1 other annotated feature (only partly in view) is annotated in these 1,713 nt (G+C 52.0%).

The features are described from left to right. The first annotated feature begins 88 nt into the window (after window positions 1-88). Window positions 89-1,713, top strand: a sequence feature (most likely nonfunctional fraction of RNA operon); it runs 2,617 nt beyond the window's last position.

Raw genomic sequence — 1,713 nt, 5'->3', positions numbered from 1 at the left:
ATTCAAGACAACAACATGATTTAACAAGCAAGCAATATGCTAGCAAACAAATTGAGCGTAACAGTCGCAAGACTGTCAAGTTTAAACTTTTTATGAGAGTTTGATCCTGGCTCAGGACGAACGCTGGCGGCGTGCCTAATACATGCAAGTCGAACGCTTCTTTTCCACCGAGTGCTTGCACTCACCGGAAAAGAGGAGTGGCGGACGGGTGAGTAACACGTGGGTAACCTGCCCATCAGAAGGGGATAACACTTGGAAACAGGTGCTAATACCGTATAACAATCGGAACCGCATGGTTCTGATTTGAAAGGCGCTTTCGGGTGTCGCTGATGGATGGACCCGCGGTGCATTAGCTAGTTGGTGAGGTAACGGCTCACCAAGGCAACGATGCATAGCCGACCTGAGAGGGTGATCGGCCACACTGGGACTGAGACACGGCCCAGACTCCTACGGGAGGCAGCAGTAGGGAATCTTCGGCAATGGACGAAAGTCTGACCGAGCAACGCCGCGTGAGTGAAGAAGGTTTTCGGATCGTAAAACTCTGTTGTTAGAGAAGAACAAGGGTGAGAGTAACTGTTCACCCCTTGACGGTATCTAACCAGAAAGCCACGGCTAACTACGTGCCAGCAGCCGCGGTAATACGTAGGTGGCAAGCGTTGTCCGGATTTATTGGGCGTAAAGCGAGCGCAGGCGGTTTCTTAAGTCTGATGTGAAAGCCCCCGGCTCAACCGGGGAGGGTCATTGGAAACTGGGAGACTTGAGTGCAGAAGAGGAGAGTGGAATTCCATGTGTAGCGGTGAAATGCGTAGATATATGGAGGAACACCAGTGGCGAAGGCGGCTCTCTGGTCTGTAACTGACGCTGAGGCTCGAAAGCGTGGGGAGCAAACAGGATTAGATACCCTGGTAGTCCACGCCGTAAACGATGAGTGCTAAGTGTTGGAGGGTTTCCGCCCTTCAGTGCTGCAGCAAACGCATTAAGCACTCCGCCTGGGGAGTACGACCGCAAGGTTGAAACTCAAAGGAATTGACGGGGGCCCGCACAAGCGGTGGAGCATGTGGTTTAATTCGAAGCAACGCGAAGAACCTTACCAGGTCTTGACATCCTTTGACCACTCTAGAGATAGAGCTTTCCCTTCGGGGACAAAGTGACAGGTGGTGCATGGTTGTCGTCAGCTCGTGTCGTGAGATGTTGGGTTAAGTCCCGCAACGAGCGCAACCCTTATTGTTAGTTGCCATCATTCAGTTGGGCACTCTAGCGAGACTGCCGGTGACAAACCGGAGGAAGGTGGGGATGACGTCAAATCATCATGCCCCTTATGACCTGGGCTACACACGTGCTACAATGGGAAGTACAACGAGTCGCGAAGTCGCGAGGCTAAGCAAATCTCTTAAAGCTTCTCTCAGTTCGGATTGTAGGCTGCAACTCGCCTACATGAAGCCGGAATCGCTAGTAATCGCGGATCAGCACGCCGCGGTGAATACGTTCCCGGGCCTTGTACACACCGCCCGTCACACCACGAGAGTTTGTAACACCCGAAGTCGGTGAGGTAACCTTTTGGAGCCAGCCGCCTAAGGTGGGATAGATGATTGGGGTGAAGTCGTAACAAGGTAGCCGTATCGGAAGGTGCGGCTGGATCACCTCCTTTCTAAGGAATATTACGGAGACTACACTGGTTAACTTTACTTTGTTCAGTTTTGAGAGGTTTACTCA

The sequence above is a fragment of the Enterococcus sp. BWR-S5 genome, assembly GCF_016745255.1.
Classification (GTDB): Bacteria; Bacillota; Bacilli; order Lactobacillales; family Enterococcaceae; genus Enterococcus_L.
Note: the sequence above shows the minus strand (reverse complement) of the source record. Positions and strands in the feature narration are given on the sequence as shown.